The organism is Aeromonas sp. PI_26, assembly GCF_027854445.1.
In the GTDB taxonomy this organism is placed as follows: Bacteria; Pseudomonadota; Gammaproteobacteria; order Enterobacterales; family Aeromonadaceae; genus Aeromonas; species Aeromonas veronii.
Map to the genome: position 1 here is coordinate 310,461 of NZ_JAJNOE010000002.1, position 26,619 is coordinate 337,079.

Annotated in this window: 27 protein-coding genes and 2 tRNA genes; 10 read left to right on the top strand and 19 right to left on the bottom strand. The window is 56.8% G+C overall.

From position 1 onward, the window contains the following. Positions 1-19 precede the first annotated feature (19 nt). From nusA to rlmE, 10 genes are all read right to left on the bottom strand, one after another. Positions 20-1,522 carry a transcription termination factor NusA gene (nusA, locus tag LRL22_RS03930; protein ID WP_115544343.1) on the bottom strand — a complete coding sequence of 501 codons (1,503 nt, stop codon included), beginning with the start codon at positions 1,520-1,522 and terminating at the stop codon, positions 20-22. A gap of 14 nt (positions 1,523-1,536) precedes the next feature. Further along, complete coding sequence (gene rimP / locus LRL22_RS03935) at positions 1,537-1,995, bottom strand: ribosome maturation factor RimP (protein WP_005338809.1); 459 nt, start codon at positions 1,993-1,995, stop codon at positions 1,537-1,539. A gap of 166 nt (positions 1,996-2,161) precedes the next feature. After that, positions 2,162-2,238 (bottom strand) — tRNA-Met (locus LRL22_RS03940). Between the two features lie 92 nt (positions 2,239-2,330). Then, positions 2,331-2,415, bottom strand: a tRNA-Leu gene (locus LRL22_RS03945). A 7-nt stretch (positions 2,416-2,422) separates the two neighbouring features. Then, positions 2,423-2,749, bottom strand: a complete 327-nt coding sequence (gene secG / locus LRL22_RS03950) for a preprotein translocase subunit SecG (protein ID WP_005338811.1) — start codon at positions 2,747-2,749, stop codon at positions 2,423-2,425. Continuing rightward, positions 2,750-3,514, bottom strand: coding sequence for a triose-phosphate isomerase (gene tpiA / locus LRL22_RS03955; RefSeq protein ID WP_270904769.1), 765 nt, complete (start codon positions 3,512-3,514; stop codon positions 2,750-2,752). Between the two features lie 131 nt (positions 3,515-3,645). Next, positions 3,646-4,980: a phosphoglucosamine mutase gene (gene glmM, locus LRL22_RS03960; protein ID WP_005338823.1), complete on the bottom strand. Its 1,335-nt coding sequence runs from the start codon at positions 4,978-4,980 to the stop codon at positions 3,646-3,648. Positions 4,981-4,995: 15 nt separating this feature from the next. Continuing rightward, positions 4,996-5,841 (bottom strand): dihydropteroate synthase, encoded by an 846-nt coding sequence (folP, locus tag LRL22_RS03965; RefSeq protein WP_270904770.1) that lies wholly within the window; start codon positions 5,839-5,841, stop codon positions 4,996-4,998. A gap of 59 nt (positions 5,842-5,900) precedes the next feature. Further along, positions 5,901-7,847 (bottom strand): ATP-dependent zinc metalloprotease FtsH, encoded by a 1,947-nt coding sequence (gene ftsH, locus LRL22_RS03970; RefSeq protein WP_042060094.1) that lies wholly within the window; start codon positions 7,845-7,847, stop codon positions 5,901-5,903. A gap of 45 nt (positions 7,848-7,892) precedes the next feature. Then, on the bottom strand, positions 7,893-8,522 hold the full coding sequence (gene rlmE, locus LRL22_RS03975; RefSeq protein ID WP_216979375.1) for a 23S rRNA (uridine(2552)-2'-O)-methyltransferase RlmE: 630 nt from the start codon (positions 8,520-8,522) through the stop codon (positions 7,893-7,895). A 97-nt stretch (positions 8,523-8,619) separates the two neighbouring features. On the opposite strand from rlmE, the gene yhbY reads away from it, so the two are divergent. Next, the gene (gene yhbY, locus LRL22_RS03980; protein WP_033114153.1) at positions 8,620-8,916 is read left to right on the top strand and encodes a ribosome assembly RNA-binding protein YhbY; all 297 of its coding nucleotides are present in this window, start codon (positions 8,620-8,622) and stop codon (positions 8,914-8,916) included. Positions 8,917-9,019: 103 nt separating this feature from the next. Next, positions 9,020-9,601 (top strand): PilZ domain-containing protein, encoded by a 582-nt coding sequence (locus LRL22_RS03985; protein ID WP_216979376.1) that lies wholly within the window; start codon positions 9,020-9,022, stop codon positions 9,599-9,601. Between the two features lie 76 nt (positions 9,602-9,677). Here the strand turns inward: LRL22_RS03985 and greA are convergent, their stop codons facing one another. The 3 genes from greA to pomA all read right to left on the bottom strand — a co-directional run bounded on the left by greA (position 9,678) and on the right by pomA (position 11,968). After that, positions 9,678-10,154, bottom strand: a complete 477-nt coding sequence (gene greA / locus LRL22_RS03990) for a transcription elongation factor GreA (protein WP_005343528.1) — start codon at positions 10,152-10,154, stop codon at positions 9,678-9,680. 156 nt (positions 10,155-10,310) lie between these two features. After that, the gene (locus LRL22_RS03995) at positions 10,311-11,204 is read right to left on the bottom strand and encodes a flagellar motor protein MotB (RefSeq protein ID WP_031227624.1); all 894 of its coding nucleotides are present in this window, start codon (positions 11,202-11,204) and stop codon (positions 10,311-10,313) included. 5 nt (positions 11,205-11,209) lie between these two features. Then, positions 11,210-11,968, bottom strand: a complete 759-nt coding sequence (pomA, locus tag LRL22_RS04000; protein WP_005338837.1) for a flagellar motor protein PomA — start codon at positions 11,966-11,968, stop codon at positions 11,210-11,212. Between the two features lie 211 nt (positions 11,969-12,179). On the opposite strand from pomA, the gene xseB reads away from it, so the two are divergent. From xseB to dxs, 3 genes are read left to right on the top strand one after another with little or no spacing between them, the layout of a single operon-like run. Beyond that, the gene (gene xseB / locus LRL22_RS04005; RefSeq protein WP_005338838.1) at positions 12,180-12,431 is read left to right on the top strand and encodes an exodeoxyribonuclease VII small subunit; all 252 of its coding nucleotides are present in this window, start codon (positions 12,180-12,182) and stop codon (positions 12,429-12,431) included. Next, positions 12,432-13,322, top strand: coding sequence for a (2E,6E)-farnesyl diphosphate synthase (ispA, locus tag LRL22_RS04010; protein WP_064338656.1), 891 nt, complete (start codon positions 12,432-12,434; stop codon positions 13,320-13,322). It abuts the gene before it with no gap. Positions 13,323-13,343: 21 nt separating this feature from the next. Beyond that, a complete protein-coding gene (gene dxs, locus LRL22_RS04015; protein ID WP_270904771.1) occupies positions 13,344-15,212 on the top strand; it encodes a 1-deoxy-D-xylulose-5-phosphate synthase in 1,869 nt (622 codons plus the stop codon). Between the two features lie 133 nt (positions 15,213-15,345). Here dxs and ushA read toward each other — a convergent pair whose 3' ends face one another. After that, positions 15,346-17,070, bottom strand: coding sequence for a bifunctional UDP-sugar hydrolase/5'-nucleotidase UshA (gene ushA / locus LRL22_RS04020; protein WP_270904772.1), 1,725 nt, complete (start codon positions 17,068-17,070; stop codon positions 15,346-15,348). Positions 17,071-17,338: 268 nt separating this feature from the next. Here ushA and LRL22_RS04025 point away from each other — a divergent pair, with 268 nt between their 5' ends. The 3 genes from LRL22_RS04025 to LRL22_RS04035 all read left to right on the top strand — a co-directional run bounded on the left by LRL22_RS04025 (position 17,339) and on the right by LRL22_RS04035 (position 19,145). Next, on the top strand, positions 17,339-17,683 hold the full coding sequence (locus LRL22_RS04025; RefSeq protein ID WP_206877835.1) for a DUF2956 domain-containing protein: 345 nt from the start codon (positions 17,339-17,341) through the stop codon (positions 17,681-17,683). A 143-nt stretch (positions 17,684-17,826) separates the two neighbouring features. After that, positions 17,827-18,162, top strand: a complete 336-nt coding sequence (locus LRL22_RS04030) for a hypothetical protein (protein WP_107684268.1) — start codon at positions 17,827-17,829, stop codon at positions 18,160-18,162. A 113-nt stretch (positions 18,163-18,275) separates the two neighbouring features. Further along, positions 18,276-19,145 (top strand): hypothetical protein, encoded by an 870-nt coding sequence (locus tag LRL22_RS04035; RefSeq protein ID WP_270904773.1) that lies wholly within the window; start codon positions 18,276-18,278, stop codon positions 19,143-19,145. Between the two features lie 54 nt (positions 19,146-19,199). On the opposite strand, the gene LRL22_RS04040 is transcribed toward LRL22_RS04035, so the two are convergent. Then, the gene (locus LRL22_RS04040; protein WP_270904774.1) at positions 19,200-20,606 is read right to left on the bottom strand and encodes a sigma-54-dependent transcriptional regulator; all 1,407 of its coding nucleotides are present in this window, start codon (positions 20,604-20,606) and stop codon (positions 19,200-19,202) included. Between the two features lie 151 nt (positions 20,607-20,757). Then, positions 20,758-21,561: an FKBP-type peptidyl-prolyl cis-trans isomerase gene (gene fkpA, locus LRL22_RS04045; RefSeq protein ID WP_005335283.1), complete on the bottom strand. Its 804-nt coding sequence runs from the start codon at positions 21,559-21,561 to the stop codon at positions 20,758-20,760. Positions 21,562-21,679: 118 nt separating this feature from the next. Between fkpA and LRL22_RS04050 the strand changes: the two genes are divergently transcribed. Both LRL22_RS04050 and LRL22_RS04055 read left to right on the top strand, forming a co-directional pair. Next, entirely contained in the window at positions 21,680-22,648 is a 969-nt protein-coding gene (locus LRL22_RS04050) for a vegetatible incompatibility protein HET-E-1 (RefSeq protein WP_043820853.1), read from the top strand. Between the two features lie 14 nt (positions 22,649-22,662). Next, positions 22,663-22,878: a SlyX family protein gene (locus LRL22_RS04055; RefSeq protein ID WP_005335285.1), complete on the top strand. Its 216-nt coding sequence runs from the start codon at positions 22,663-22,665 to the stop codon at positions 22,876-22,878. A 128-nt stretch (positions 22,879-23,006) separates the two neighbouring features. Here the strand turns inward: LRL22_RS04055 and LRL22_RS04060 are convergent, their stop codons facing one another. The 3 genes from LRL22_RS04060 to LRL22_RS04070 all read right to left on the bottom strand — a co-directional run bounded on the left by LRL22_RS04060 (position 23,007) and on the right by LRL22_RS04070 (position 26,583). After that, entirely contained in the window at positions 23,007-23,948 is a 942-nt protein-coding gene (locus tag LRL22_RS04060; RefSeq protein WP_270904776.1) for an ABC transporter permease, read from the bottom strand. A gap of 4 nt (positions 23,949-23,952) precedes the next feature. Continuing rightward, on the bottom strand, positions 23,953-24,927 hold the full coding sequence (locus LRL22_RS04065; RefSeq protein WP_270904777.1) for an ABC transporter permease: 975 nt from the start codon (positions 24,925-24,927) through the stop codon (positions 23,953-23,955). 99 nt (positions 24,928-25,026) lie between these two features. Further along, positions 25,027-26,583, bottom strand: coding sequence for an ABC transporter substrate-binding protein (locus tag LRL22_RS04070; RefSeq protein ID WP_270904778.1), 1,557 nt, complete (start codon positions 26,581-26,583; stop codon positions 25,027-25,029). Positions 26,584-26,619 lie beyond the last annotated feature (36 nt).

A 26,619-nucleotide genomic window follows, 5' to 3' on the forward strand; every position in this document is an offset into this window, starting at 1 on the left:
CATTTTCCTCCGTTTGATCTTACTCGGACTGCTCTTCTCCGAACCAACAGATATTTCGAGCAGCCATAATGAGCTCACCTGCCTTCTCGGCAGTCAGCCCTTCAATATCAGCAAGGTCATCGATACCTTGCTCAGCCAAATCTTCCAGGGTGCCCACGCCACGGCCCGCCAGAGCGTAAGCCAGTTCGCGGCTCAGACCGTTCAGATTGAGCAGCTCTTCGGACGGCTCAACGCCATCGAAAGACTCTTCTTTGGCCAGTGCCTTGGTAGTCAGGGCATCTTTGGCGCGCTTGCGCAGCTCTTCGACCATGTCTTCATCCAGACCGTCGATAGCCAGCAGCTCGTTGACCGGTACAAAGGCGATCTCTTCCAGGGTAGAGAAGCCCTCTTCCATCAGCAGACCGGCGAAATCGTCATCGATATCCAGGGTGCTGGTGAACAGGTTCATGATGCGGTCGTTTTCGGCCTGGTGCTTGGCACGCATGTCCTCAACGGTCATCACGTTCAGCTCCCAACCGGTCAGCTGGGAGGCCAGACGCACGTTCTGACCATTGCGACCGATGGCCTGAGCCAGGTTGGCAGCTTCCACGGCGATATCCATGGTGTGGTTGTCTTCATCAACGATGATGGAAGCCACATCGGCAGGTGCCATGGCATTGATCACGTACTGGGCCGGGTTGTCATCGTACAGCACGATGTCTGCACGCTCACCGCTCAGCTCGGCGGAGACAGCTTGCACACGGGCACCACGCATACCGATACAGGCACCGATCGGGTCGATACGACGATCATTGGTCTTCACCGCGATCTTGGCGCGGGAACCCGGATCACGGGCAGCGCCCATGATTTCGATCATCTCTTCACCGATCTCCGGTACTTCGATACGGAACAGCTCTTTCAGGAAGTCCGGGCTGGAACGGCTGACAAACAGCTGGGAACCGCGGGCTTCCGGACGTACTGCGTAGAGCAGGCCACGGACACGGTCGCCCGGGCGGAAGGTTTCACGTGGCAGCATGTCATCACGGAAGATCACTGCTTCAGCATTGCTGCCCAGATCCAGGATGACGTTGTCGCGGTTGCTCTTCTTGACTACACCACTGATGATGGTGCCTTCTTTATCTTTAAACTGATCAACTACTTGTGAACGCTCGGCTTCGCGCACTTTCTGCACGATAACCTGCTTGGCGGTCTGGGTAGTGATACGGTCGAAGGTCACAGAGTCAATCTGGTCTTCAACATACTCACCGATCTGGATATCCGGCTGATCAATTTGTGCCGCTTCCAGGGTGATTTCAGCATAGGGGTTCTCCATCGCGGCTTGATCCGCAATGACTACCCAGCGGCGATAAGTGTCGTAGTCACCGGTCTTGCGATCGATTTCGACCCGAACTTCAATCTCGCCTTCATATTTCTTCTTGGTCGCAGTCGCCAGCGCGGTTTCCAGAGCCTGGAAGATCTTCTCGCGGGGTACCGCTTTCTCGTTGGATACTGCGTCAACGACCAGCAAAATCTCTTTATTCATATCCGATAGCCTCGTTAACCAAAGTTCGGCACTATGTTCGCTTTTTGGATATTGGTGAAAGCCAACACGTCGTCCTTACCATCTACTGTCAGGGTGATCATGTCGCCTTGCACAGCTTTGATTACGCCTTTGAACTTGCGGCGGTTGTTTGTTGCCATCCGAAGCGTTACCGCCGCCTCTTGGCCAACGTATTTTTCGAAATGGGCAACCTTGAACAGGGGACGATCCAGGCCTGGGGAGGACACCTCGAGGTAGTACTCCTCGGTGATGGGATCTTCGACGTCCATGATGGCGCCAACCTGATGGCTGACCTCAGCACAGTTCTCGACAGTCACACCCTGCTCGCCGTCGATATAGACACGCAAGGTGGAGTGTTTACCCGCACGGATAAACTCAATACCCCAAAGTTCAAAACCCAAGGCAACGACCGGAGCCTCGAGCAGATCGGTCAAACGTTGTTCCAACGTAGCCAAAGTCACCCTCCGAAAAACAAAAAAAGGGCATAAAGCCCAGATAGATATCGATTCAGAGTAAATTGCACATAACAAAAAGCCCCGATGTCAAATCGGGGCTTGGCGCTTTACCCTGATTGTCGCCTCGCAGCGACCGCCTTCCTGAGCGTAGGAAATGCGTGAAATTTGGTTGCGGGGGCCGGATTTGAACCGACGACCTTCGGGTTATGAGCCCGACGAGCTACCATGCTGCTCCACCCCGCGTCCGAAATCGTGCGAGATTATAGCCACTTCACTCTCTCGATACAAGACTGACTGGCTATAATACACTCGGCTTCCCGAGCTCACTGCTTAATTGGTGCCGTGGGCGGGACTCGAACCCGCACACCCTAGAGCACTACCCCCTCAAGATAGCGTGTCTACCAATTCCACCACCACGGCAAAACTCTTACTCGGGAACGTCAGTATCTTTCTTCACTGGCGCTTTGGTCTGCTCAACCTGTTGGGTTTGTTGCAGATTTTCCCATTCACTACCCTGCTTTACCTTGTTGCTGGACATAGATCCGAGCACCAGGCTGATAACGAAAAACAGAGTAGCCAAAATTGCTGTTGTTCGGGTCAGGAAACTGCCTGAACCACCGGAGCCGAATACTGTGTTCGATGCCCCTGCACCGAAGGAGGCGCCCATATCAGCCCCTTTACCTTGCTGAATCATCACCAGACCAATCAGAGCCAGTGAAACCAGCAGATAAACGACTAAAAGAATCTCGTACATTTAACTTGCACCCTTTGCCGCTTCAACAATTCCTAAAAACGCATCGCTATCGAGGCTTGCTCCGCCAATCAGTCCGCCATCGATGTCGGGCTGTGCAAACAAATCTCTCGCGTTGCTCGGCGTTACGCTCCCACCATAGATGATTCTAACTTTCTCACCTATTACCGGAGTATCCTCCGCCAAGCGACCACGTATAAAGGAATGAACCTCTTGTGCCTGCTCGGGTGTGGCGCATTTACCTGTACCTACAGCCCAAATCGGCTCGTAGGCGATGATAGCATTATCGAAAGCCATCGCGCCATTTTTCTCTATGACGATATCCAGCTCTTCAGCGATCACCTCGAAGGCTCTTCTCGCCTGCCTGGCCGCACCTGATTCACCTAAACATAGGATGGGAATCAAGCCTGCCGCTCTGGCTGCCGCAAACTTCTCTGCGACGATAAAACTGGTCTCACCAAAGAGACGCCTGCGCTCGGAGTGCCCTACCAATACGTAACGACACCCTGCCTCAACCAGCATCTGACACGAGATTTCTCCAGTGTAAGCGCCGGTCGCGTGCTGACTCACATTCTGAGCCCCCAACTTTATTACCTTCTGCTCATTGAGCAGTGAAGCGCTAAAGTCGAGATGCACATGGGAAGGACAGAGAACCACATCTACATTTCCGTCAACGCCGCTTAGACACTGACTCGTAAACTGCTCTAACTGCGACTTACTACCGTACAACTTCCAGTTGGCTGCTACAAACGGCTTGCGATGTCCCATCGGCAACTCCCTTGCGAAAGCGGGGCTGATAATATCCAGAGGATGCTCAGCTGACAAGTGCTATTTTTAAATTTTTGAATCGTTTGAACAAGATACAACCAGGGCGGCTAAAAAGCCGCCCTGGTTGTTCATTAAAACGCCGATTCAACCTGCTTGGCGATGCGCTGAGCCATGTCACGCACCTGCTGTTCATGCTCCCCTTCGACCATGACCCGGATCAGCGGTTCGGTACCTGATTTACGCAACAGTACGCGACCACGACCAGCCAGCTCCTGTTCCACCTTGGCAACCTCAGCCATGACAGCATCAGCGGCCAGCGGATCCTTGCCTTCGGCAAAGCGAACATTCACCAGCACCTGCGGGAACTTGCTCATGCCGGAGCGCAGCTTGGCAAGCGGCATCTCGGCGCTGCGCATGGCGGTAAGCACCTGCAAGGCGGCTACGATGCCATCACCCGTAGTGGTCTGATCCAGGCAGATGATGTGGCCGGAGTTCTCGCCACCGATACGCCAGCCCTTCTCTTCCATCATCTCCAGCACATAGCGGTCACCCACCTTGGCACGGGCAAACGGAATACCCAGGGTTTGCAGCGCCAGTTCCAGACCCATGTTGGCCATCAGGGTACCGACGACACCGCCCTTGAGACGACCGTTGCGCAAGGCATCCCGTGCGATGATATAGAGCACTTCATCACCGTCGATGAGATAGCCGGTATGGTCAACCATGATCAGACGGTCACCGTCACCATCAAAGGCAACCCCCAGATCAGCCTTGCACTCCAGCACCTTGGCAACCAGAGCGTCAGGCGCAGTCGAACCAACACCATCGTTGATATTGAGGCCATCCGGGGCACAGCCCATGGTGATCACTTCAGCCCCCAGCTCGCGGAAAACCGACGGCGCAATGTGGTAAGTAGCGCCATGACCGCAGTCCACCACCATTTTCACCCCATCCAGATTCATGTGGGAGGGGAAGGTGCTCTTGCAGAATTCGATATAGCGACCGGCGGCATCATCAATGCGCACCGCTTTACCAAGTTCGGCCGACTCGACACACTTGAGCTCGTGATCCAACTCGGCTTCGATAGCCAGCTCGACATCATCAGGCAGCTTGGTGCCGTCGGCGGAGAAGAACTTGATGCCGTTGTCATAGAATGGATTGTGGGAGGCGCTGATGACGATGCCAGCTTCGGCACGGAAAGTGCGAGTCAGGTAGGCAACCGCCGGGGTGGGCATGGGCCCCATCAGAATGGCCTTAAGGCCTGCCGCAGAGAGGCCCGCCTCCAGCGCGGATTCCAGCATGTAACCGGAGATACGGGTATCTTTGCCAATCAGCACCTTTTTGGTGCCCTTCTTGGAGAGCACTTTGCCTGCAGCCCAACCCAATTTCATCACGAAGTCAGGGGTGATCGGGTATTCGCCGACTTTGCCGCGCACACCATCTGTGCCGAAATACTTTCTTGCCATTGTCTGTTCTCTTTATTATCTGGAAATAAAATCTTGTCCCGTCATTGCCAGCCAACCGACGCGCAATGCGTCCATGGTCTCCCGTACATCGTGTACCCTGATGATGCGGGCCCCATGCTGCATGCCGATAAGGGCGCATGCCAGACTGCCCGCCAGACGCTCATCCACCGGACGGCCCAGCAGGTTGCCTATCATAGACTTTCGCGACATCCCCACCAATAGCGGCAAGCCATAATCAAGCAGTTCCTTTTGGGCCGCCAACAGCTGATAGTTGTGTGCAAGGGTCTTGCCAAAGCCATATCCCGGATCCAGCAACAGATCTTCGCGTTGGATCCCGGCTGCCAGACAAGCGGCAATGCGCTGCTCAAAAAAGGCGCGCACCTCTCCGATCAGATCGTCATAATGGGGCTCGACCTGCATGGTTCTCGGCTGCCCCTGCATATGCATCAGGCAGACAGGCACAGCAGCCTCGGCCGCTGCCTGCAGTGCTCCAGGCTCCTGCAGTGCCCGCACATCGTTGATCAGATGGGCTCCCGCCTTGCAACCCTCCCGCATCACAGAAGCTTTGGAGGTATCGAGGGAGATCATCACATCCAGCTCACGGGCCATCTGCTCCACGACAGGAATGACCCTGTCCAGCTCCTCCTGCTCGCTCACATCGGGCGCGCCAGGGCGGGTAGACTCGCCACCGATGTCGATGAGGGTCGCACCGTCAGAGACCATCTGGCGCGCATGGGCCATTGCCCGTTCAAGCTGGTTGAAATTACCACCATCGGAGAAGGAGTCGGGCGTCACATTGAGGATCCCCATCACATGGGGACGATCGAGGGAGAGGCTAAGCCCCTTGCTGGTTAACTGCATTTTCACGTCCATCTGATAAAGAAAAACCCCGGGCAAGCCCGGGGTCTGGAGAGTCACGATTATTTGGCCGGCGCGTCGTTGGCTTTGTCGATAGTGACATCCGCCACCGGTGCAGCCTCATCGGCAGGCTTGGCCTCGGCAGCCACAGTGGAACCGCCTTGCGGGGTATCACCGTGCTCGTCATGCCAGTTGCTCGGAGCACGTACCTCGCGACGAGCCATCAGATCATCGATCTGTTTGGCGTCGATGGTCTCGTACTTCATCAGCGCATCTTTCATGCTGTGCAACACGTCCATGTTATCCAGCAGGATCTGCTTGGAACGGGCATAGTTGCGGTCGATGACCTGCTTGACCTCTGCATCGATTACGCGAGCGGTATCGTCGGACATGTGCTTGGCCTTGGCCATGCTGCGACCAAGGAACACTTCACCATCTTCTTCCGCGTAGAGCATCGGGCCGAGACGCTCGGACATACCCCACTGGGTCACCATCTTGCGGGCAATTTCAGTCGCTCGCTCGATGTCGTTGGAAGCGCCAGTAGAAACCTTCTCGGCACCGTAGATCAGCTCTTCTGCCAGACGACCGCCATACAGACTGGAGATCATTGACTCCAGATGCTGCTTGGAGTGGCTCCAGCGATCCTGCTCCGGCAGATACATGGTCACACCAAGCGCACGACCGCGCGGAATGATGGAGACCTTGTAAACCGGGTCATGATCCGGAACCAGACGACCAATGATGGCGTGACCGGCTTCATGATACGCAGTCATCTCTTTTTCGGACTCTTTCATCACCATTGAGCGACGTTCCGCCCCCATCATGATCTTGTCCTTGGCTTTCTCGAACTCGGCCATGGAGACCACTCGGCGGCTCTCACGGGCAGAGAAGAGTGCTGCTTCGTTGACCAGGTTGGCCAAGTCCGCACCGGAGAAACCGGGGGTACCACGGGCAATCAGCGCCGGATTTACGTCATCCGCCAACGGAACTTTGCGCATGTGCACTTTCAGGATCTGCTCGCGACCACGGACATCCGGCAGACCGACCACAACCTGACGGTCGAAACGGCCCGGACGCAGCAGTGCCGGATCCAGTACGTCAGGACGGTTGGTGGCAGCGATGACGATGATGCCTTCATTGCCTTCAAAGCCATCCATCTCGACCAGCATCTGGTTAAGGGTCTGCTCACGTTCATCGTGACCACCACCCAGACCGGCGCCACGCTGACGACCGACCGCATCAATTTCATCGATGAAGATGATGCAGGGGGATGATTTCTTGGCCTGTTCGAACATGTCACGCACTCGGGAGGCACCGACACCAACGAACATCTCCACAAAATCGGAACCGGAGATGGTGAAGAACGGCACCTTGGCCTCGCCCGCAATGGCCTTGGCCAGCAAGGTCTTACCGGTACCGGGAGGACCAACCAGCAGCACACCGGTCGGGATCTTGCCACCCAGTTTCTGGAATTTGCTCGGGTCGCGCAGATAGTCGACCAGCTCCTTCACCTCTTCCTTGGCTTCATCGCAACCTGCAACATCAGCAAAGGTGGTCTTGATCTGATCTTCGCTCATCAGGCGAGCCTTGCTCTTGCCGAACGACATGGCACCTTTGCCACCGCCGCCCTGCATCTGACGCATGAAGAAGACCCAGACACCGATCAGCAGCAGCATCGGGAACCAAGAGATGAAGATAGAGGTCAACAGAGACGGCTCTTCCGGCTTCTCGCCCATCACTTTGACATTGTGATTGAGCATGTCATTGAGCAGCTGGGGATCCGGCGCCGGGATGATGGTGGTGAATCGTTCACCAGTACGCTTGACGCCATTAATGACCTTACCGTCCATCCGCACTTCACGGATCTGCTCTTGGGTCACCTCTTTAACGAAGCTGGAATAGTCCAGCTGGCGACTGGTGGTATCGCTGGGGCTGAAGCTATTGAACACCGACATCAAAACGACGGCGATGACCAGCCACAGGATTAAGTTTTTCGCCATGTCACTCAAATCAGTAACCTCGCAGACTGACAGTTAACGATGAAGGTTAGGGTACTACAGTTTAAAACCGGTAGCCACAATGTAGACTTCCCGTGAACGAGCGCGGGACGAGTCTGGTTTACGAATTTTGACAGTGGTGAAAAGTTGACGAATTTCATTGAGATAGGCATCAAACCCCTCCCCCTGAAACACTTTCACCACGAAACTGCCGTCAGCTCGTAATACCTGATTGCACATATCCAGCGCCAGTTCGACCAGATACATGGAACGTGCCTGATCCACCTGCTGGGTACCGCTCATGTTTGGCGCCATGTCGGACATGACGACATCCACCTTGTCCGGGCCGACCCGTTCCAGCAGCGCGCTCAGTACAGCTTCCTCCCGAAAGTCGCCCTGAAGGAAATCGACACCAGCGATGGAATCCATAGGCAGAATATCGCAAGCGATCACCCGGCCCTTGTCACCGACCTGGTCGATGGCGAACTGTGACCAGCCCCCTGGGGCCGCCCCCAGATCTACCACCGTCATGCCCGGCTTGAGCAGTTTGTCCTTGCCCTGGATCTCGTCGATCTTGAACACGGCACGGGATCTCAGTCCCAACTTCTGGGCTTTTTTGACGTATTGATCGTCAAAATGCTCTTTTAACCAGCGGGTTGAACTGGGGGAATGTTTTTTCTGGGTCATGATAATCGACTTTAAAAAACCACAAGGGTTATTAGTATTAAGGGCTAAGTGGGGGTAGAATACGCCCCTTTCAACCCTGACTTATGAAGAAATTGCGATGATTCTCAACAACAAACAGAAACAGTACCTCAAGGGCCTTGCCCACAGCCTCAAACCTGTCGTCCTGCTGGGTCAGCATGGTCTGACCGAAGGCGTACTGGCCGAGATCGATCTGGCACTGAACCATCACGAGCTGATCAAGGTTAAGGTTGCCTCTGAAGATCGCGAGATGAAACAACTGGTTATGGATGCCATTGTCCGTGAGACCGGTTCAGTCAAAGTACAGAGCATGGGTCATGTGCTGACCATTTATCGTCAGGCCAACGAACCCAAGATCCAGCTGCCCCGCAAGTAAAAGGAAAGAGCATTGCTCTTTCCTTATTCCACTTCTTCCCGAGTCGCTTGCCAAAGTAGTCGCAAAGCCCTTAACCTGCGATGAATACTTCCGGACACGCATTATGGCTCACCATCCTATTCTGACCGACGATGAGCTGGCCATGCTGCGGGACTTGGGGAGCAATCAGGACGCCCATGTTCTGAGTGGTCACCTCGATGCCCCCATGCTTGGCTTGTTGCAAAAAGCCGACCACCTTGTACTCGAAGCTCGCTTTGCAGGCCATCAGCTGCGTTTTCCCCTGACCTTTACCCAAGGGGAAGATGGCTTCGTCGAGCCCCGGTTATCTGCACCGGTCATCAGGGAGCTGGGGTTTGCGCAACCGCGCGCCTGGCGTCTTGCCCAAAAAGCCAAGCTTTGCAGCGAGTTCGGCCTGTTTCAGGTGCTCAGCCTCTCCCTTAATGGACTCATAGTGGAAAATTTGCCAATCGACATGGTGGCCGATACCCCCATCAACGGCGAGCTCTGTATCGAGCAAGAGGCCCCTCTTCCACTGCAGGGACGACTGGTAAGGCGCATCAAAGCCAATGCCGACCATGCCACCTGGGCGCTGAGCTTTCAAATGAGCGAGAGCAACATCGAACGGCTGCGCCACTGGCTGTTCCAGCGCCATCAAGACGCCTTTACCGAGGCGTATCTGTCCTGATTTTTATCAACAATCATATAGATAAAGACAAACAGGGGAGCTCCAGCCCCCCTGTTTCATCGTATGTAGCATTCGCTTAGATATAAGCGACTTCCAGTACTTCGTATTCCACATCGCCAGCAGGGGTCTTGACGATTGCGACATCGTCCACTTCCTTGCCAATCAGGGCTCGGGCAATGGGGGAGTTGACAGAGATGAGGTTCTGTTTGATATCAGCCTCATCGTCACCCACGATGCGGTAAACCACCTCTTCCTCTGTCTCGCTCTTGAGCAGAGTCACAGTCGCGCCAAAAATAACGCGGCCGTTGTTGGTCATCTTGGTGACATCGATCACCTGCGCATTGGAGAGCTTGGCTTCAATCTCCTGAATGCGACCTTCACAGAACCCCTGCTGCTCGCGAGCGGCATGGTATTCGGCGTTTTCCTTCAGATCGCCGTGCTCACGGGCATCGGCAATCGCTTCGATAATCTGGGGACGAAGCTCGGTCTTGAGATAATCGAGCTCTTCGCGCAGCTTCTCAGCGCCGCGAACAGTCATCGGAGTATGATTCATAGTCGAAACCTGGGTTGCTTGAAAATAGAAACTGCGGCCATCTGCAAGGGGGCCGCAGCAATCGGTTCGGATGAGGCATCTTAATATGAAGCCAACACAAAATCCACGTCAGCCCCCTGATGCAGATCCCACTTGCATCATCGACATTCCCCTCGCTTACTTCCCTTCCGGTACGGAAATTGGCGCCGAAACGGTCGGCTTGCCCTGCATGATGGCGATCTCCACCCGCCGGTTCATCCGACGATTTTCCGGGGTGGTATTGGGCACCAATGGCTGGGAATCCGCCATCCCCTGCACCACCAATCGCCCCTGATCAAAACCGGGGACCTTCAGCATCTGGTGCGCCACCGCCACCGCCCGCTGTGATGACAACTCCCAGTTGGACTGGAACAGCTCATCTTCAGTCGCCACGTTGTCGGTGTGACCGGAGATGGTGATTTCACCCGGCACATCCTTGAGCAGGGTCGCGACCTTGCGAATGACCGGCCAGAACTGTGGCTGCAGAAATGCCGAACCGGCCGGGAACGAGGCTTTTTCCCTGATACGGATGATGATCTGCTGGCCCAACGCTTCAATTTCGATGGCGCCATCCTGAATCTGATCTTTCATCTGCTCTGCCAGCGCTTTTGCTAGAGTATTGGACTGTTCTTGCGCCTTCTTCGCATCCTGCGCGGTATCGCCCCCCGTCTGCTTACCATCACTCTTGTCCTGACCACCGGCCTGATCCGCCTCGCCGGGCAGAAACTCCAGTTCGGTCTGAGTCATATCGATGGTTTGCTGCATTACGGTATCAATCGGCGTGGGCTCAGGGCGACCGGGCCTGAACTCTTGGGCAATCACCGAGGTTCCCTTGGGAATATCTTTCACCTCAAGGATGTTCTGCACTCCGAAAGCATTCTTCATAGAGCCCGCGATCTGCTTGAACTTGAGTACGTCCATCTCGGCAAAGGAGAGCAGCAGCACGAAGAAGCACATCAGCAGCGACATCAGGTCGGCAAAGGTGCCCATATAAGCAGGAAGACCGGGGGGGGGGCATTTGCAATCAGACATGGTGCTTACTCCGCGCCGGTATTGCGTTTGGACTGGCTCAGATAGTTCTGCAGCATGGACTGGATCACCCGCGGGTTCTGGCCATCCTGAATCCCCATAATGGCATCAAGGATCAGGGTGCGACTGAGCTTCTCCTCCCCGCTGCGCAGCTCCAGCTTGTCAGCAATAGGAATAGCGATCATGTTGGCCTCAATCGCTCCGTACAGGGTGGTAAGCAAGGCCACCGCCATTGCCGGCCCGATCGACTTGGGGTCACTCATATTTGACAACATAGCCACCAGGCCCACCAACGTACCTATCATCCCCATGGCTGGGCCCAGATCCCCAAGGGTACGGAAGACCTTGATGGCAATGACATGGCGCTCGGCTGTCAGGTCGATATCCTTTTCCATCACGGCGCGCACTACTTCGGCATCGTGACCATCCACCAGCATGTCGATCCCTTTTTTCATAAATGCATTGGGGATCTCTGCGGCCTCCAGTGCCAGAAAGCCACCTTTGCGAGCCGCGTCAGCCAGTTCAACGGCTTTGGCGATCAGGTCGTCGAGTTTGTCGCCCTTGTACATAAAGGCTTTGCCCGCCACCTTGAAAGCCAGAAAAAACTGCCCGATATTGAACTTCATCATGGCGATGAAGATTGAGCCAAGAATAGTGATATAGACCGATGGCATATCGATAAACATGCTCAACGAGCCACCAAGGATCATGCCGTAAATCACGACACCGAATCCTAAAACGATACCTAACAAGCTCCCTAGATCCACGTCCCTACTCCTGTCACCGGTTCTTATGCCTAATTATAGTTTGTTGAATTTTCTGCTATTGCGACCCTAGCGGCAAGCATGCATCCACTGAGAATGATGGCTCATTATCGGCCAGTTTAGCGAGAGTTTGAGGGGGCAATGCTTTTCTGCCTCCCCCCTGTGGACGGTCGATGTTAATATAAGCCGTTTTTTTCAATCCCCGAGGATGGACATGGCCAGTAAAAAAATCGACCGTCTGAGTTTTGATGCCACTCTGGAAGAGCTGGAAACCATCGTTCATCAGCTGGAACAAGGTTCCCTACCCCTGGAAGAGGCACTCAAGCAGTTCGAGCAGGGCGTTCATCTGGTACGGGCCGGTCAGCAGAAGCTGGAACTGGCCGAACAGAAGATCCAGATCCTGCTCAGTCAAGCCGATGGCAGTGACCAGCTCGCCCCCTTCCAGCCAGAACAAGGAGAGGAGTGAGTGGCGCTGGACCATTTTTCCCGTCTGCATCGTCAGCGTATTGACGACTGTCTGTCAGCACAACTTGAATCCTTGCCCGCCATGGCGCCGCGCCTGCGCGATGCCATGAGTTATGGCCTGCTGCTGGGCGGCAAGCGGGTTCGCCCGTTTCTGGTCTACGCGGTCGGCGAGATGCTGGGCGTCAAGAGCGAACTGCTGGATGGCCCCGCGGCTGCCGTGGAGTGCATCCACGCCTACTCCCTGCTGCACGATGACCTGCCCGCCATGGATAACGACGACCTGCGTCGTGGTCAGCCAACCGTTCACAAGGCGTTTGACGAAGGAACCGCCATTCTGGCCGGTGATGCGCTGCAGACCCTGGCGTTCTCCATTCTGGCCGATCACCCCATGCCCGACTCCTTGATGGCCAACCGGGTGCGGATGCTGAGTACCCTCGCCCGCGCCTCCGGCTATCTCGGTATGTGTGGCGGTCAAGCGCTGGACCTGCAGGCCGAAGGGCGCCAGATCACGCTTGCCGAGCTGGAGCAGGTACACCGCCACAAGACCGGTGCGCTGATTGAATGCGCCGTGGCGCTCGGCGCCCTGTGCAAAGCCGATGTCGATGACGCCACGCTGGCTGCCCTGCAAACCTACGCCGCCGCGATTGGCCTCGCCTTTCAGGTGCAGGATGACATCCTCGACATCACAGGTGATACCGCCACCTTGGGCAAGCCACAAGGTTCTGACTTGGCGCTGGAGAAAAGTACCTATCCGGCCCTGCTCGGACTCGAAAATGCCCGTGAGCTGGCTCGCGAACTGCATGGGAAAGCCTTAACAGCCCTGCAATCCTTGCCCTACAATACCGACATTCTGGAAGCGTTTGCCGATTACATCATCGAGCGAACCCACTAAACGCTGGATAACAGTAACAATATGAGCGTTGATATTAGCAATTTCCCCAACCTGGCCCTCGCGGACACTCCGGTCGAGCTGCGTTCCTTGCCCAAAGATCGGCTGCCGGTGCTGTGCAACGAGCTGCGCGAATATCTGCTGCGCTCCGTCAGCCGCTCCAGCGGACACTTTGCCTCCGGTCTCGGTACGGTCGAATTGACCGTGGCCCTGCACTACGTCTACAACACCCCGTTCGATCGGCTGATCTGGGATGTGGGCCATCAAGCCTACCCCCACAAGATCCTGACCGGGCGCCGTGACCAGATACACACCATCCGTCAGAAGGATGGCCTGCACCCCTTCCCCTGGCGTGGTGAAAGCGAGTACGACGTGCTCTCCGTCGGCCACTCCAGTACCTCCATCGGTGCTGCACTCGGTATGGCGGTTGCCGCCGAGAGTGAAGGGCTGGGTCGCAAGGTCGTTGCGGTGATCGGTGACGGTGCCATTACCGCAGGTATGGCCTTTGAAGCGCTCAACCACGCTGGCGATGTGCACAAGGACATGCTGGTGATCCTCAACGACAACGAGATGTCCATCTCCGAGAATGTCGGGGCGCTGAACAACCATCTGGCCCGGGTCATGTCCGGCAAGCTCTACACCACCATCCGCGAAGGTGGCAAGAAGGTGCTGGCGGGCCTGCCACCGGTCAAGGAGCTGGCCAAGCGGGCCGAAGAGCACCTCAAGGGGATGGTTGTGCCCGGCACCCTGTTCGAGGAGTTCGGCTTCAACTATATCGGCCCCATCGACGGTCACGATATCGAGGCGCTGGTCGAGACCCTGCGCAACATGCGCAACCTCAAGGGCCCGCAACTGCTGCACGTCAAAACCAAGAAGGGAAAGGGTTACGAGCCGGCGGAGAAAGACCCCATCGGTTATCACGCCGTGCCCAAGTTCAATCCGGACGAATGCTCCCTGCCCAAGGCAAGCGGTGCCAAACCTACTTTCTCCGCCATCTTCGGCCAGTGGCTGTGCGACATGGCTGCCAAAGACGAGAAGCTGGTCGGCATCACCCCTGCCATGCGCGAAGGCTCCGGTCTGGTGAAATTCAGCCAGCAGTATCCGGATCGCTACTTCGATGTGGCGATTGCCGAGCAACACGCAGTCACGTTCGCTGCGGGTCTTGCCATCGCCGACAAGAAGCCGGTGGTGGCCATCTATTCGAGCTTCCTGCAGCGTGCCTACGATCAGGTGATCCACGACGTGGCGCTGCAAGATCTGCCGGTGCTGTTCGCCATCGACCGGGCCGGTCTGGTGGGCGCCGATGGCCCGACCCATCAGGGGGCGTTCGACATCAGCTTCCTGCGCACCGTGCCCAACATGGTGGTGATGACGCCATCTGATGAGAATGAGTGCCGCCAGATGCTCTATACCGGCTATCTCCATCAGGGCCCTGCCGCAGTGCGCTATCCGCGCGGCAGCAGCCTGAGCGACGCCCCCATCTCGTCAGAGATGCAGGCACTGGCGCTTGGCAAGGGACGTATCCTGCGAGAAGGCAAGGGCACCGCTATTCTGGCCTTTGGCACCCTGCTGCACCACGCCAAAACGGCCGCCGAAGCGCTGGATGCCACCCTGGTGGACATGCGCTTCGTCAAACCGATGGATGAGGCGCTGGTGCTGTCGTTGGCTGCCAGCCACGATCAGTTCGTCACCATCGAAGACAATGCCATCATGGGCGGCGCCGGTTCGGCGGTGAACGAGCTGCTGATGCGCAATAAACAGTGCAAGCCGGTACTCAACCTCGGCTTGCCGGATCGCTTCGTGGAACAGGGTACCCAGCAGGAGATCTATGCCCTGCTCGGTCTGGACGATGCAGGCATCCAGCGCAGTATCGAACGCTGGCTGCAAGCCTGACGAGACACGATGTGAGGCAATAGACAGGAAAATTCAGTAACGGTTCGAAAAAATCCCCAGGTAATGCCTGGGGATTTTTTTAAGAAGACAGCAGAGTGTGACTACTGTTGTGACGATACCGGATCGACAGCGCTTAGTTACACCCTTCGGTAGACGTTGAGTTCAGATAGCTCACCTCATTGCCTGGCTGATAATCGGCCACGTTGATGGTCTTCTTGATCTCGATGTACTCCTTCAGCACGGCAGCATCCACCAACCCGGCGTTGATGGTATCGATCTTCGGATAGCCATCACCACCGGAGGCGCTGAAGCTCGGGATCGCGAAGCTGTAGGTTGCTGCCGGATCAAACGCCTTGCCACCGATACTGGTGATATTGACGCTCTTGGCCTGGCAATCCACCGCCATGTTGATACCGCCAAACTGGGCATAACCACCGGTATTGCGAGTCTTGCTTGCCACCAGGCCCAGATAGGTCGCCAGATCGCTTCCCTTCATGACAGCCTTGTTGACCGTGTTGCCAAAGGGGTGCACCAGAAGCACGCTGCGGTAGGTGATATCACCGGCAGGGATGCTGTCACGCACGCCGCCAGAGTTGACGATACCAAAGTCGACACCCAGCTTGCTGCTGGTCGCAGTGGTGATGAGGCGACCCAGGTTGGTCTGCTTGTTGCGAACCGAGTTGCGATCACCAACCAGCAAGCCATCTGCCGAGCCAATGACGACATTCAGCTCTTGCTGACCTTTCTCCTGATAACCCAGCAGGGTGTTATACAGCTCGGGATCCTTGGTGATCTCGTCCTGTACGAACTGCATCTTGGCCGGGTCCTTGGTTACGGCGCCGTTGGCATCGATCGCCTCGCCCTTGGCGTTGCGCTTGATCAGGTTGACCGGGATCAGGTCATAGCTGGTCAGGGTCAACTTGCCATTCTGGTACTCAAACTGGGCACGGCCCACATACTTGCCCCACTCGTGGGCCTGCATGATCCAGGTGCCGTTTTGCTGGTCCGGTTGGCAGTTATCACCCGGTTTGAAATTGGCGTACTTGTTGGTGGTACCCGGTTCCATACAGACCGGATTCTGGGAGTGGCCACCAATGATGGCATCCAGAGTCCCTGCCGGCAGTGCACGAGCCATCTCTACATCGCCCGGCGCATTGCTGCCGTGCTGACCATTCTCGTAATGGCCCATGTGGGTGATGGCGAAGACCAGATTGGCCTCCTTGTTGCTGCGGATCTGCTGGCCCAGTTTGGCCGCCTCGCTGGTCGGATCGCGGAACTCCAGGGTCTGCACGTTGTTGGGGTCAACCAGCTGGGCGGTATCTTCGGTGGTCAGGCCCAGTACGGCGACCTTGAGACCGCTCTCAAGCTTGAACACCTTGTAGGGGTCAAAGTAGTGTTTGCCACTGGCCTTGTCATAGATGTTGGCCGAGAGCATGGGGAACTGGGCCCACTTGCGCTGCTTCTCCAGCACGCTGAGGGGGTTGTCGAATTCATGGTTGCCCACTGCCATGGCATCGTAGCGAATGTTGTTCATCGCCATGAAGTCAGGCTCGGCGTCCTGCAGATCGGACTCCGGCACGCCGGTATTCACATCACCACCGGAAAGAACCAGTACGTCACTGCCAGCAGCCTTGGCATCGGCACGCAGCTGTTCGACCAGAGTCTTCTGGGCAGCCATACCATACTCATTTTCAGCGTTGTGCCAGAAACGGCCGTGGGTATCGTTGGTGTGCAGGATAGTCAGTTTGCAGACATTTTCGGTGCAGGGTGCAACGGTGTCATTGCTCGAGGTATTACAGCCAGTCAGTGCAGCAAGCACGGCCAGTGCCACGCCGCCTTTGATAAAGTTATTATTCATTTCCATATCACCTTGATTGTTTTGTTATTTATCAACCCTATCCAGCGGGTCGGGCGCCAATATAACAAACAACAGATGACCGTTTTTCATCGATGACTCACAAATTCTGCTAATTGTGATCTTCGGCCCAACATCCGGCTTCCTGCTGATTTGTCAGGTTTTTTGTTGAGCTGTCACTCACTTGATCCCCTCCCGCACCAAGGAGACGCCACCCGGACGCGCCTTTATGGCATACTCCCCAGCCAGCCATGCCCGAGGAGATGATTTGATGGCCAAGTACGACAAGATTTCCCCCGAGACCCAGCAGGAGGCGATGAAAATTGCCCGTGCCAACCAGAAGCCGGGGCAGACCAAGGAACAGACCCAGCTTATCGCGCAAGGGATCCAGAAAGGCATCGACGAATACAAGAAACAGATGAAGGCGCGGGCCCGCGAAGCGAGCCGCCAGAAAAAAATGCAGGCCAAAGCCAGGCAGCCACAGGGCGCGCCACAAACCGAAGAACAAGACGATCAGCTGGAGCTGGTTGAAGTAAGCCATCAGCATCCCCTGCCCTGGATCTTGCTAGTGTTGAGCTGGCTGGGATTTGCAGCAGCTTGGTTCTGGTCGCACTAAGACGCGCTAGCAAACCTTTGTCCGGGATCCTCTTCACAGCCCGGGCCCGGGCTGCTGGTGATTACCTGCGAAGAGTGGTTAAATCCCGCGCCTCTTGCACCGGACTCCCTGTTTTTTGACGATCAGTTTTCAGGAAAGATGTTATGAACCCCGCTCCGCTCTATCTGCTGGCCCCTTTTGTTCTGTTCCTTGTGACCATGCTGCTCTATCGCATTTCGCCGCTGCGGGCGGTCGCCGCCGGCGGGGTACGCTGGTTTATCCTCCCCGCCTTCACCCTGTTTATTTTGCTGATCATCATCAATGGAGCCGCCAATCCCGCCCTGCGCGATCCGGCATTCCACTGGTTGATGCCGGGGCTTGGCTTTGCCCTGAGCCTGTTTCCGGCCCTGCCCAAGGCGCTGGTGCCACGGCTCGCCATCAAAGAGGGGGCCTTTGCCGCCCTCGGTCTGATGCTGATGAGCCTGGCTATGGTCTACTGAGCAACTGGCCACAGCCGTTAACATGACTCAAGGGGCGCTCTGTGACGGGCGCCCCTTGTACAAACAATGGCCTGCAGGCATCTTGGTGACAGGATAACCAGCAAGGAGGCCAAATGGACAATCCGCCCGATTTCATGGCGCTGTGGGATTATCAGGATCCCGCCGCCAGTGCCCTGCGTTTTCACACCCTTCTTCCCGAAGCGCGTGCCGCCGCCGACCTGCAACTCGAACTGGAGTTGCTGACCCAAATTGCCCGCACCCATTCACTGCAGCGCCAGTTTGCCGAAGCCCACCAGCTGCTCGACGAGATAGAGCCTCGCCTCACAGATACAACCCCCAGAGCCCGGATCCGGGCTCTGCTGGAACGAGGCCGCACCTTTAACTCGGCGGGCGACAAAGCCAGTGCCAAACCGCTGTTTGAACAAGCCTGGCAATGGGGGCTCAAGGAGAAGGAGACCTATCTTGCCATCGACGCCGCTCACATGATCGCCATCGCCGCACCGCTGGAAGAGCAGAGCCGCTGGCATCAACTGGCGATGGAGCTGGCGGAGCGCAGCAGTGACGAGAAGGTACGTGGCTGGCTGGCCCCCCTTTACAACAATCAGGGCTGGACTCTGTTCGAACTGGGTCGCTTTGAGGAGGCGAAAATCCAGCAGCAGAAGTGTCTGGCCTGGCATCTGCAGCATAACCAGCCGGCCAAGGCGTTTATCGCTCGCTGGAGTCTGGCTCGCCTGACCCGGGCCCAGGGTCAGCACCAGCAGGCGCAGGCAGAGCTGCACCAGCTCAAGGGCGATATGGCCGAGGCTGGCGAACCTGAGGATGGTTATCTGTTCGAGGAGCTGGGGGAGAATGCCTTGGTGCTGGACGATCCGCTGGCCGCGGAATACTTCTCCCGCGCCTGGTTTCTGCTGTCACAGGACCGCTGGTTCAGCGCCAACGAGGGGGAGCGACTGGCCCGCCTCAAGCGCCTCGCCAAACTCTGATCCCCAAAATAGCAAGGGCGGCACACTAGCTGCCCTTTCTGCTGGCAAAATGGTTCAGGCCCGATTGGACTCCTCCCACCCCTGCTTTTTACGGTAAATGGTGGAGGGGCTGATCTCGAGCAAAGCCGCCGCCTTGGGAATATTGCCATCACAGCTGGCGATGGCCTGTTCGATCACCTCTTTCTCCACCAGCCAGAGCGGACGAATTGGCCCGTTGGCCACGCCGGTGGCTGCCGGAGCCGATGCCACCGCTGCCGCAATCGCAGTCGGTAGCTGGGGACGAACCCCATTGAGCGGTGGCGGCAGAATATCCGGGCTCACCAGCTCCTTGTCATTGAGCACCACGATATTGCGCACCACGTTCTGCAGCTCGCGTACGTTGCCAGGCCAGGGGTAGTCGAGCAGCACTCGCGCCGCCTCAACGTCAAAATCCTTGAAGCGTTTGTTCTCCTCCTTGGCGTAGCTTTGCAGCAGGGTACGCGCTAACAGCAAGATATCCTCACCCCGCTCCCGCAGCGGCGGCAGGGTAAGCGGAATGACGTGGAGCCGATAGTAGAGATCCTCGCGAAAACGGCCCGCTTTTACCTCCACCAGCGGATCCCGGTTGGTGGCGCAGATAAAGCGGACATCCACCGTCTCGAGCTTGCCGCTGCCGACCCGCTGCACTGTGCCGGTCTGGATGAAGCGCAGCAGCTTGCTCTGCAGATCCAGGTCCATCTCGCAGATCTCGTCGAGAAACAGGGTTCCGCCATCGGCCAGACTGGCCGCCCCCTTGCGATCCCCCTGGGCGCCAGTAAAAGAGCCCTTCACATGACCGAAGATCTCGCTCTCCATCAAATCATGGGGAATGGCGGCGCAGTTGAGGGCAATAAAGGGCTGTTCGCTGCGGGGACTGCACTGGTGAATCGCCTCGGCACACACCTCTTTGCCGGTGCCGCTCTCGCCAGTGATAAAGACGGTCGCCTTGCTGGGCGCCGCACTTTCGATGATGCGATAGACCGCCTGCATCGACATGGAGGCACCGATAAAACCGAAGAAGGAGCTACGCTCGAAGTTCTCCCGATAGTGGGCAACCAGCGAGCTCAACTGCTGGTGTTTCAAGGCATTGCGAACGGTGGCGCAGAGTCGCTTGCTGTCAAACGGCTTGGTCAGAAAATCGAAGGCACCGAGGCGCATCGCCTCCACCGCCACATCCACCGAACCATGGGCGGTGATCACCACCACAGAGCAGGGCAACTGCTGTTCGGTGATCATTTGCAGAATATCCATACCGGACATATCCGGCAGCTCCAGATCCAGCAGCACCACGGGAGGAGGACTTGCCAGCAAGTGCGCCAACGCCTGCTGACCACAGTCGGCCAGCACCACCTCGTACCCCTCCTGGCGCAGGTACTGTTCATAGACCACCGCCAGACTACGGGTATCTTCCACCAGCAGGACACGCGATTTATTTTCAGCCACTGGACTCATCCTTGTATTTGATTCTGCGATCTATTTTGCCTTATTTTCGCGCGCAAACCCAACGCCAAGACAGCTCTGTTATCCCGCGATTGCAGGGAATACACAAGTAAAAACGGCTCCTTAAGGAGCCGTTTTTCACTACAAGAAAAGATTACTTCTTGGCATCGTCTGCAGTCGGCTTCTCGATAGCCAGCAGCTCAACGTCAAACACCAGCACGGCGTTCGCCGGGATGGAGCCTGCACCGTGCTCGCCATAGGCCAGCTTGGACGGCAGGAAGAACTTGAACTTGGAGCCAACCGGCATCAGCTGAACACCTTCGGTCCAACCCGGGATAACCTGGTTGAGCGGGAAGGTAGCCGGCTCGCCGCGATCGACGGAGCTGTCGAACTTGGTGCCGTCGGTCAGGGTACCGGTGTAGTGAACCTTGACGATATCGGTAGATTTCGGCTTGGCGCCAGTGCCCATCTTCTCGACCACGTATTGCAGGCCGGATTCAGTGCTCTTAACACCCTCTTTCTTGGCGTTGGCAGCCAGGAACTCTTCGCCCTTCTTCAGATTCTCAACGGCGTCTTTCTCGGCCTTGGCCTTGGTCAGCTCGTTTATCTTGGCGTCGTAATCCTGCAGTACCTTCTGGATCTCTTCATCAGTCATCTTGGCTTCTTTGCCCAGACCGTCAGTCACCCCTTTCAGGATCACGGCGTTGTCCAGTTTGATGCCCAGTTCCTGCTGACGCTCCAGGGTATTGGCGATGTAACGACCCATGGAGAGGCCAATTGCGTAGCCAGATTGCTCTTCAAAGCTCTTGGCTTCGGCCTTGGTCGCCTCTGCCGGCTTGCTGGCTTCTGCCTTCACTTCGGCGGTATTGGCCGCAGCAGGCTTCTCGTCTTTTTGGCAAGCAGTCAGACCGACGGCAACGGCCGCCGCCAACAGGGACACCTTCAGAAATTTGTTCATCAGTTTCTCCAAACTCCAAATACCGCTCTCGGTTCCATCGTGAAATGAGAGGTTTATCGTGATAAGCGCCTTATACTAACGCCGTGATCGCAGGTAACAAAAGCGTGAGACCGCAAAAATGATAAAAAGTGCCATTTATCTGGTGAGCCTCTGTTTAATGCTCACCGGTTGCGAGCAGAGCTCCCAACCCAACCAGCAAATGACCCTCGCCAGCACGGGTCTGCTGACCGCAGATCTCTCCAGTGATGGCAAGCAAGCCATCGTCTCCAGCATCAGCCAGGGCATCATCGTCTGGGATCTGGAACAGAACCGTCAACGCTGGCGCTGGAAGCAATCCGACTCGGCGGATGATCTGGTATTCATTACCCGCTTTTCCGAAGGCAACAGCCATGCCGTCACCGCCACCCCCGATACCTTTGCAACCTGGCGGCTGAGCGACGGGCAATCACAAGGCTACTACTCACTTCCTGAATCCAGGCTGAGGGACATCGCGCTCTCTGCCGATGGTCGTTATGTGCTGATCGGGCGGGAAGATGGCAAAGCTGAGTGGCTCGATACCCGAAGCGGCCGTCGCCTGCAGTTTCTGGGGCACACCGAACAGGTCAATACGGTGGATCTCTCCGCCAACGGTCGCTACGCCCTGACCGGCGGCAACGACTACAGCGCCTATCTGTGGGATACCCGTAGCGGGCAGGTGATCTGGCGCTTCAACCATGGTGGCCGGGTGATCATGGCCAGACTGGAGCCGAGCGGCCGCTACGCCTTCACCGCCGACAGCAGCCGGGCCAGCATCTGGGATCTGAAAACCGGCAAAGAGGTGAGTCAGCTGCAATATGATCACCGCTTCGAGGTCTACACCAGCGCCCGCTTTGCCAACGATGGCAAGTGGCTCATCACCGGCGCCCCTTCCCGTCAGCTCTCCCTGTGGCAAGTGAGCGATGGTGCCCTGCTGCAGAGCTGGCGCGTCTCGCCGCAACCCAAGGTGAAACCGCCCAGCGCAGTGGTCTACGGCGTCGCTTTGCGCGACAATAGCCACCTTGTCAGTGCCAGCTCCAGTGGTCTGGCCGAAATCTGGACAATCAAGTAAGGACCCGAAGGCCCATGAGTCAGCAACTTAACGATCGCATCGAAACCCTGGAAACCCGTCTCGCCTATGCGGAATACACCATAGAGCAGCTCAACGACGAGGTGACCACCCAGGGCCGTGAACTCGATCGGCTCAAATACCAGATCCAGCTGCTGATCGACAAACTACAAAGCGTACAGCCCAGCCAGATTGCCAGCATGGCCGAAGAGACCCCGCCGCCGCACTACTGATGGGTGTGCAATCAACAAGCTGTCTGCTCAAGACCAATAAAAAATCCGAAACCGGCTAAACCGGTTTCGGATTTTTTCCATCCAAATGACCTGACAGCTGCGACTCGGCGCCTCAGAGTCGGCCCGCGTTAACCTTTGTAGATCTTGGGGTTAAACACATCCCGCAGCCAGTCACCCAGCAGGTTGATGACCAGCACCAGCACCACCAGACAGATACCCGGGAAGGCGGTGATCCACCAGGAGCCGGAGAAGATGTAGTTGAAGCCGACGCTGATAAGCGAACCGAGCGAGGGCTGATCAACCGGCATTCCCAGCCCAAGGAAGGAGAGTGCAGCTTCACTCATGATGGCGTTGGCCACCTGCACGGTGGAGATGACCAGAATGGGCGACAGGCAGTTAGGCAGAATGTGGCGGAACATGATGCGCGGGGCGCGGAACCCCATCACCTTGGCCGCTTCCACATACTCCTTCTTCTTCTCCGCCAGCACAGAGGCGCGCACGGTACGGGCGTACTGCGGCCACTCGGCGATCCCGATGATCACCACCAGCATCATGATGGCGAACTTCGAGTAGAACTCGGAGCCAAAGGTCGCCTGAAAGATGGCAGAGATGATGATCGCCACCATCATGGTGGAGAACGACAGCTGCACGTCGGCAAAGCGCATCAGCAAGTTGTCGATGCGGCCACCGAAGTAACCGGCAATCAGACCGATGACGATACCGAGCACCAGCTGCAGCGCCACCGCAAACAGGCCGATGGTGAGGGAGATACGGGCGCCATAGAGGATGGTGCTCCACATATCCCGTCCCTGGTTGTCGGTACCGAGCCAGAAACGCTCCTCGCCGCCTTCGAGCCAGGAGGGGGGCAACTCGGCATCCATCAGATCAAAACTGGTCTGGTCATAGACATTGTGCGGGGCGAGCCAGGGCGCCAGCAGCGCCGCCAGCACAAATACCACGAACACCGCAAAGCTGAACATGGCTACCTTGTCCCGCAGGAAGTAGTAGACGATGTCTGAGTTCTTGAATCGTGCCCAACGGCTTGGGCTTGCAGTTACAGCATTAGTCATGCGCTTACCCCTTGGCAGTCAGGTTAACGGTCGGGTTAATCAACCCGTAGAGCAGGTCGACCAGGGTATTGGTCACCACGAAGATCAGTCCCACGAAGATGACGTAGGCGGTGATCAGCGGGGTATCGACCCGGTGGATCGCCTCGAGGAACAGGAAGCCGGTGCCCGGCCACTGGAACACACTCTCGGTCAGAATGGTGTAGGCCACCATGGTCCCGATCTGCACCCCTCCGACAGTAATGACCGGCAGCATGGTGTTCTTCAGTGCGTGCTGATAGTAGACCTTGTTGTTATCCAGCCCTTTGGCGCGGGCGAATTTAACGTACTCGGAGGAGAGCTGCTCCAGCATCTCGGAGCGCACCAGTCGGATAAACAGCGGCAGCATGATGGAGGAGAGGGACACTGCCGGCAGGATCAGATGCAGGATACCGTCCCTGGTGAAGAAGCCCGACTCCCAGCCCAGCAGGTTACGGGTCTCGCCGCGGCCATAGGCCGGCAGCCAGCCCAACTGGATGGAGAAGAGGTACATCAGCATGATGGCGGTCAAAAATACCGGGATCGAAATGCCGATACTGCTCCCCGCCATGATGATCTTGGTGGGAATGCTGCGCGGGCGGATCGCCGAATAGACACCGAGTGGAATGGAGACCACCACGATGATGAGCGCGGCGGCAAACACCAGTTCAAGGGTAGCCACCAGCTTGTCGAGGATCACCTCGAGAGCGGGTCGCTTGAAGAAATAGGAGGTGCCCAAATCCCCATGCACCGCATTTTTCAGAAAGCGGCTGTATTTGATGAGGAAGGGATCGTTAAGGCCCATCTTCTCGCGCAACTCGTGACGCTGGGCTTCAGAGACGGATTGTCCCACCAGCTCGCGCAACGGGTCACCCAGGTTGTCCTGGATAGAGAATGCGACCAGGCTGATGACGAACATCACTATCACGGCCTGATAGAACCGTTTCAGCAGGAATGTAAACATGCTTGTCCTTCTACGTGGCCTGTGTCGTGGCACAGGCTTCTGTTAGTGGGCGGAGTGGCCAGCTGACCACCCCGCCCCGTCCTTCCTTGCGACGTTCTCTTACTTGCTGACCACCAGGTCACCCAGGTAAGGGAAGTTCATCACGTTGACCACCGGCTTGATGTCGACGTTCTTCTTGGCGCCATAGGCCAGATCTTCCCAGTGCAACGGCACGTAGGCAGCATCTTCGATCAGCATGGCTTCGACCTTCTTCAGCATCTCGGCACGCTTGGCCGGATCGGTCTCGGCGTTGGCATCCATCACCAGCTTGTCAGCTTCGGCGTTGGCATAACCGGCGCAGTTGTACTGACCCATACCGGTCTTGGCGTCCTTGGTGAAGGTCAGGAACTCGAAGAAGTTCGCGGTATCTTCGGTGTCGGAGTGCCAGCCGATCATCTGCATGTCTGCGGCGCACTTGTCAAACTCGGGCCAGTACTGGGCCACCGGCATGGTCTTCAGATCCACCTTGATGTTGATCTTGGCCAGCATGGCGGAGACAGCCTGGGCAATCTTGACGTCGTTGACGTAGCGGGCCGCGGGGGCAATGAAGGTCATCTTGAAGCCTTTCTCGTAACCGGCCTCTTTCATCAACTCCTTGGCCTTGGCCAGATCATACTGGGGCACCAGCGCCTCGTTGTGACCGGCATAGCCTTTCGGGCTCAGCTGACCAGCAGGGGTACCGAAGCCCTTGTTGATCTTCTCGACGATACCCACCTGGTTGATGGCGTAGTTGATCGCCTGACGTACACGCTTGTCTTTCAGTGCCGGGTTGGTGTTCTGGTTCAGCTCGATGATGATGGCGCGGGTACCGGACAGGGTGACCAGCTGGGAGTCCTTGCCATTCTTCACGCGCTCCAGATCGTTCGGCGCAACCGGATAGATCATGTCCACGTCGCCACCCAGCAGGGCTGCAACACGGGTCGCATCTTCCTTGATCGGCACCACGGTCAGGTTCTCGACGTTACCCTTGGAGGCCTTGTCCCAGTAGTTGGCGTTGCGGGCATAATCGAGCTTCACACCCTGCTCGCGGAACTTGACGGTGAACGGGCCAGTACCGGAGACGTGGGTAGAAGCAAAGGAGTCGCCATTCTTGACGATCTCGGCCTTGTCTTTGCCCGCTTCGGTCTTGCCGGTGTAGAACTTGGAGTCCATCGGGAAGATGTAGGTGACGGTCTGCAGCACCAGCGGGAACGGCTTGGCGGTGATCAGATCGACGGTGTAGTCATCGACCTTCTTCACTTCGCTGATGGGATCGAAGATCGCCTTGAAGTCGACGGAGGATTTCAGGCGGTTGACGGTCCACACCACGTCGTCTGCGGTGAAGTCGTTACCGGAGTGGAACTTGACCCCTTTGCGCAGGTGGAAGCGGACGGTCTTGTCGTCAATACGCTCATACTTCTCGGCCAGACGGGGCTCGAACTGCAGGTCCTGGGTGTAACGCATCAGGGGATCGAATACCAGGTGCGACATCTCCAGGGTCTGACCGGAGAGCTGCTCCTGCGGATCCAACGAAGTGGCGTCAGAGGCGACACCCACCTTGATATCAGCGGCTGAGACACTGAAGGCGAAACCGGCGGCAAATAGCGCCAGGGCAATCTTGGACAATCCTTTCTTCATCTTGTTCTCCATGCTTTTGGCTTTCTTATGACACTT